Source organism: Marisediminicola senii (assembly GCF_011057645.1).
Lineage (GTDB): Bacteria > Actinomycetota > Actinomycetes > Actinomycetales > Microbacteriaceae > Marisediminicola > Marisediminicola senii.
Window position 1 is genome coordinate 1 of sequence record NZ_JAALGE010000082.1, and the last position, 5,324, is coordinate 5,324.

Annotated in this window: 7 protein-coding genes; 4 read left to right on the plus strand and 3 right to left on the minus strand. The window is 70.2% G+C overall.

Translation table 11 applies throughout. The annotated features are described in order from the left end of the window. The first annotated feature begins 14 nt into the window (after positions 1 to 14). A complete protein-coding gene (locus G5S38_RS15980; protein WP_407943856.1) occupies positions 15 to 164 on the plus strand; it encodes a DarT ssDNA thymidine ADP-ribosyltransferase family protein in 150 nt (49 codons plus the stop codon). A 91-nt stretch (positions 165 to 255) separates the two neighbouring features. Continuing rightward, positions 256 to 1,566 (plus strand): M18 family aminopeptidase, encoded by a 1,311-nt coding sequence (locus G5S38_RS15025; RefSeq protein WP_165070373.1) that lies wholly within the window; start codon positions 256 to 258, stop codon positions 1,564 to 1,566. Positions 1,567 to 1,583: 17 nt separating this feature from the next. Here G5S38_RS15025 and G5S38_RS15030 read toward each other — a convergent pair whose 3' ends face one another. Continuing rightward, a complete protein-coding gene (locus tag G5S38_RS15030) occupies positions 1,584 to 1,808 on the minus strand; it encodes a hypothetical protein (RefSeq protein ID WP_165070365.1) in 225 nt (74 codons plus the stop codon). A gap of 130 nt (positions 1,809 to 1,938) precedes the next feature. Between G5S38_RS15030 and G5S38_RS15035 the strand changes: the two genes are divergently transcribed. After that, entirely contained in the window at positions 1,939 to 2,337 is a 399-nt protein-coding gene (locus G5S38_RS15035; protein WP_165070367.1) for a VOC family protein, read from the plus strand. A gap of 68 nt (positions 2,338 to 2,405) precedes the next feature. Beyond that, on the plus strand, positions 2,406 to 2,750 hold the full coding sequence (locus tag G5S38_RS15040) for a hypothetical protein (protein ID WP_165070369.1): 345 nt from the start codon (positions 2,406 to 2,408) through the stop codon (positions 2,748 to 2,750). Between the two features lie 17 nt (positions 2,751 to 2,767). Here the strand turns inward: G5S38_RS15040 and G5S38_RS15045 are convergent, their stop codons facing one another. After that, entirely contained in the window at positions 2,768 to 4,177 is a 1,410-nt protein-coding gene (locus G5S38_RS15045; RefSeq protein WP_165070371.1) for an alpha-amylase family protein, read from the minus strand. 47 nt (positions 4,178 to 4,224) lie between these two features. Continuing rightward, positions 4,225 to 5,324 (minus strand): SbcC/MukB-like Walker B domain-containing protein (locus G5S38_RS15050; protein ID WP_268921091.1); only part of this gene is annotated, 1,100 nt, incomplete at its 5' end.

A 5,324-nucleotide genomic window follows, 5' to 3' on the forward strand; every position in this document is an offset into this window, starting at 1 on the left:
AGCCCGACCGGCGCGTGCGCGAGTCGTTCCCGGTCGATCAGGTGACGCTGCTCGGGGTCGCGAACGACAAGGTGCGCGACCAGGTCAAGAAGATCCTGGCGGGTGCGGCACACAAGCCGAAGGTCGCGGTGTACCCGCCGTGGTTCCAGCGACCGGAGGCGTGAGTCATCCATGACGCCTGACGTTTCTGCGCGGCCCGAGTCTGCGCGCCCGGAGTCTGCGCGCCCCTCGGCGCGGCCGGTGTCTGCGCACACTATGTCCGCGCACCTCGCCGACCTGGCGGCCTACGTGGCCGCGTCGCCGTCGTCATTCCACGCCGCCGCCGAGGCCGCCCGCCGGCTGAGCGCCGCTGGATTCACTGGCCTCGCCGAGTCCGATTCCTGGACCCCCGGCGCCGGTCGCTTCTTCGTCGTGCGCGACGGCGCGGTCATCGCCTGGATCGTCCCGGAGGGCGCGGTACCCACCACGCCGTTCCGCATCGTCGGCGCACACACCGATTCGCCCGGGTTCAAGCTCAAGCCGAAGCCGACCACCGCGACGCGCGGCTGGATCCAGGCCGGCGTCGAGGTCTACGGCGGTCCGCTCTTCAACTCCTGGCTCGACCGCGAGCTCGAACTCGCCGGCCGCCTCGTCTTCGCCGACGGCAGCGTCGAGCTGGTGCGCACCGGGCCCATGCTGCGCTTTCCACAGCTCGCCGTGCACCTCGACCGCGGCGTCAACTCCGAGGGCCTGACCCTCGACCCGCAGCGGCACCTCAACCCGGTGCTCGGCGTCGGCTCCCTCGCCGATGCCGACGTCGTCGGCCTGCTCGCCGCACTCGCCAGCAGGCGGGGTTCCGACGTCGCCGGCTACGACGTCTCGATCGCCGACACGCAGCCATCCGCGGCGTTCGGACTCGACGGCGCGCTGTTCGCATCTGCGCGGCTCGACAACCTGTCGTCGACGCACTCCGGCCTCGCCGCCATCATCGCCCTGGCGGGTGCGGATACCGAGACAAGCGAGGTCACGGCAGGGGTGGATGCTGCCGCCGGCCCCACCGCCCCGATCGCCGTCTTCGCGGCGTTCGACCACGAAGAGGTCGGTTCCGCGACGCGCTCGGGTGCCAGCGGACCGTTCCTCGAGCAGGTGCTCTCGCGCATCAAGGGCGACATCTCCTCCGACGACTACGCCCGCGCCCTCGCCGGCTCCTGGTGCATGTCAGCCGATGCCGGGCACGCCGTGCACCCGAACTACGCTGAGCGCCACGACCCGGTCAACCAGCCGATCGTCGGCGCGGGTCCGCTGCTCAAGATCAATGCGAACCAGCGCTACGCCACCGATGCCGTGGGCGCGGCCGAGTGGGCACGCTCCTGCCGGCAGGCCGGGGTCGCGTACCAGGAGTTCGTGTCGAACAACGCGCTGCCCTGCGGGTCGACGATCGGTCCGCTGACGGCGACGCGTCTCGGCATCCGCACGTTCGACGTGGGCATCGCGCTGCTGTCGATGCACTCCGCGCGCGAGCTCTGCGGGGCCGATGACCCGGCCGCGCTGACGGCGGTCGCGAAGGCGTTCTTCGCGCCGGAGTAGCGCAGCCGGGGATCGGACTACTTTGAGTCGCCCGAGATCTTCGCGGCGTGGGTGGATGCCTCGTCGGCCGTCATCTCGACGCCGGACTCCTTCGCGCGCTGCAGGATCTCGGCCGCGACATCGACGTCGGCATTGCCGAGCTGGATGTCTGCGGCGACCTGCTGCACGATGCCCGCAGCCTTGTCGTCGGTGGTGGTGGGGTGGATGTCTTGCAGGGGCTCATCTTGAGTGTTCTCAGGCATGGGTTCATAGTGGCAGGTTCTTGCTGCGAGGTCTCGATGCGTAGCGTGGTGCGCCGCCGGGCGCCCCGTCGCTTCGGCGCGTTCAGCGTGGTGACTGGCGCCCCCGCGACCGGCGGACGAGACTGAACGGATGAGCCTCCGCTGGTACACCGTCGTCATCGACAGTCACGACCCCGCCACCCTCGCCCGCTGGTGGGCAGAGACGCTCGGCTGGGTGATCTCCTACGAGGAGCCGGACGAGGTGGGCGTCGACGCCCCGCACGCGATGGACGACAGCCGCGACATCCCGCTCGCCGAGCAGGGCCCCGGCCTGGTCTTCGTGCCGGTGCCGGAGGGCAAGACCGTCAAGAACCGCCTGCACATCGACCTGGCGCCGGGCCCGGACGACGACCAGGCGGCGGCCGTGCAGACGCTCGTCGAGCGCGGAGCGACGAGGGTCGACGTCGGCCAGAACGTTGACGATGTCACCTGGGTCGTACTTGCCGACCCCGAGGGCAACGAATTCTGCGTGCTCTCGGCCCGCAGCTGACTCCGAAACCTTTTCGGGGCCGGGCGCAAGCCCTTGCCGCCGACCCGGCATGGGGTCACTGTGTACGCATGCGAAGAATCCACTATGCGGGCGGAAGCGTCATCACCGGTGACCGAACCTGCAAGGCCGTGCTGCGATACGCGCGGGCCCTCGGCGATGCCGGCAAGTCCGACGTCGTCACCTTTCCCATCGTCGAATCGGGCGGCGGCCTGGCCTTCGCGCACTTTCTGATCGGCCCGGCGAGCCAACTGTTCTCTGTGCCGCTCGAGAACACGCCTGACGACCCGGTGGACATCGCCCTCATCAAGGAGCTGGAACAGAAGACCGCGGCGCTGCAGCCGGCCAGGCCGCTGTGGGCAGAAGAGATGTCCGACGTACCCGACATCCCCGAGTTCGACTACGACGACCTGTAGGGCGGGTTCGCCCCGCGTCAGCGGCCGAGTATCGCCCAGCCGTGCGGCTCGATGATGAGAATGGATGCCGCGTTCCGCTGCTCGATGCGGGCGGATCCGGCGAGCAGGCCCACGGTGCCGTCGGTGCCGTACTCCGCGGGTCCGTCGCTCAGATTCAGCGCCACGACGATGCGGTCGTCGCCGCCGACCTCCGTTCCGTCACCGCCTGCGCTGCCACCCGCGTAGCTTGCGCCACCACTACTGCGCGACTCGTAGACGAACACGTCGTTCTCCGTGATGTGCGCGGTCGTGCGGGCGGTGTGCAGCCATGCGTTGCGGCGTCGGATGCCGATGAGCTGGCGGTGCACCTCGAGCAGCTCGTGGCCGGAGTCGTCGAGCGCCGCTGGCCCGCCCTCGGGCATGGCGGGCCGGACCGCGTCATCCCCGCCCGCACGGTCTTCTTTGATACCGAGCAGCCCGCGTTCGTCGCCGTAGTAGATCGCCGGGGTGCCGCCGATGGTGAGCAGTGTGACGATGGCGTGCGCGACGTGTCGAGGGTCGTCGATGGCGCTGGCGATGCGGGTCACGTCGTGGTTGCCGACGAATGTCATGGGCACGAACGCGTCGAGAAAGGCGTTGTGGCGTTCGAGGGTCCAGGCGAGTTCGAAGAAGTTGCGTTCGTTGATCGCGTTGCGGATCGCCTTCCACGCCTCGTACTGCGTGACCGAGTCCATGGTGGATTCGGTGATGATGGCGGCGTAGTCGCCGTGGATGACTTCGCCGACGATGTACGCGTCGGGGTGTCGCTCGCGCACCCGGGGGAGCACGCTCGCCCAGAACGCGGGGTCGACGGAGTACGCGGCGTCGAGGCGCCAGCCGTCGGCGCCCGCATCCAGCCAGTGGTTCATGACGCGTAGGACGAGGTCGGCCACCGCGGGGTTCGCGTGGTTGAGGGCTACCAGCGCGTCGTGGCCCTCGAAGTTCTCGAAACGGGGCGCGGCGGCATCCACGGGTCCATCGTCGATGCTCGGCGCTGGGCGGAACAGCGCGGTCTCGGGGCCGCCGGCGAGGGCGTTCTGGAATGCGGGAAACGCGCGCCCGACGTGGTTGAACACTCCGTCGAGCAGGATGCGGATGCCCAGCTCGTGTGCGCGGGCGGCGAATGCCCGAAAGTCGTCCTCGTCACCGAGACGGTTGTCGATCGCGAAGTAGTCGACGGTGTCGTAGCCGTGGGTCTCGGAGGCGAAGATCGGTCCGAGCAGGATGCCCGATGCGCCGAGTTCGATGGCGTAGTCGAGCCAGTCCCCGATGCGGGTGAAGCGATGGGTGACGTCGGGCTGCGCCTGTTGCGGTGCGTCGACGAAGCCGAGCGGGTAGACGTGCCACCAGATCGCGTGGGCGACCCAGTCCGGTTCGGTGCGGGGGGTGGATGCTGCGTCGAAACTCATCCGTCAAGTCTGCGGGGCGCACGGCCGGTGCTCGACCAGGTCGCGCTCTAGACGAGGCTGTATGCGTCGTCGATCTCGCTCCACCCGTGCTCGTTGACCGTGATGCGCAGCTTGGCCGCGATCTGCTCCTTCATGGCGTCGACGTGGCTGATCAGGCCGATGGTGCGCCCGCCCGATCGCAGCGAGTCGAGGGTGCTCATCGCGATCTCGAGGGTCTCGCTGTCGAGGGACCCGAAGCCCTCGTCGACGAACAGGGTATCGAGGCGGATGCCGCCGGCCTGGTTCGTGACGACCTCGGCGAGCCCGAGCGCGAGGGCGAGCGACGCGAGGAACGTCTCGCCGCCGGACAGCGACTGGGTCGACCGGGAGCGTCCGCTGTGCTCGTCGCGAATCGCCAGCGCGAGCCCGGAGCGCACGCCCCGGAACTGCAGCGAGTCGTCGTGCTCGAGCGAATAGCGTCCGCTGGTCATGGTGCGCAGTCGGGCGTTCGCGGCGGCGACGATCTCCTCGAGCCGCGCGGCGAGCACGTAGGTCTCGAGGCGCATGCGTTTCTCATTGGTCTCGCCGCCCTCGATCGCGGTCGAGAGCTCGCGCACCTGCCGGTATTCCTCCATGAGGGCGGTGGATGCTGCCATGCGCGTGCGTGCGGAGACGACGAGGTGATCGAGCTGCTCGACCCGCTCCCGGAGGGCGGCGCTGCGGCCGACCGCGTCATCGCGGGCCACCTGGGCTGCGGCCAGCGCCTCCGCGGTGGGGGCGGCGTCGACGGGGTCTGCGGGGAGCGCGGCGATGTCGTCGTCGGCGAGGGTCGCGGTGGCGGCAGCGCGCGCGTCGTCTGCGGTGCGGATGCGGCGTTCGATGGCGGCGATGGCGGGGGCGTCGAGGCGCGCGGCGACGACGGCCGCGGCATCCGCGAATCCGTGCTCGTCGAGGGACTCCCGGAGGGCGACGGTGGCGCTTGCGGCGGACTCGCTCCGGTCGGCGAGAATGCCGACGGCGTCGGCGACGGCCTGGGTGGCGTTGAGGCGGTGCTGCAGCTCGGCGACCCGCGCCGCCACGGTGTCGTGGGCGCCGCGCGCCCGGGTGACGCGGTCGGTCATGCCGTCCCGGGTGCTGGTGGCGGTGACGACCTCGGCCACCGCCGCCT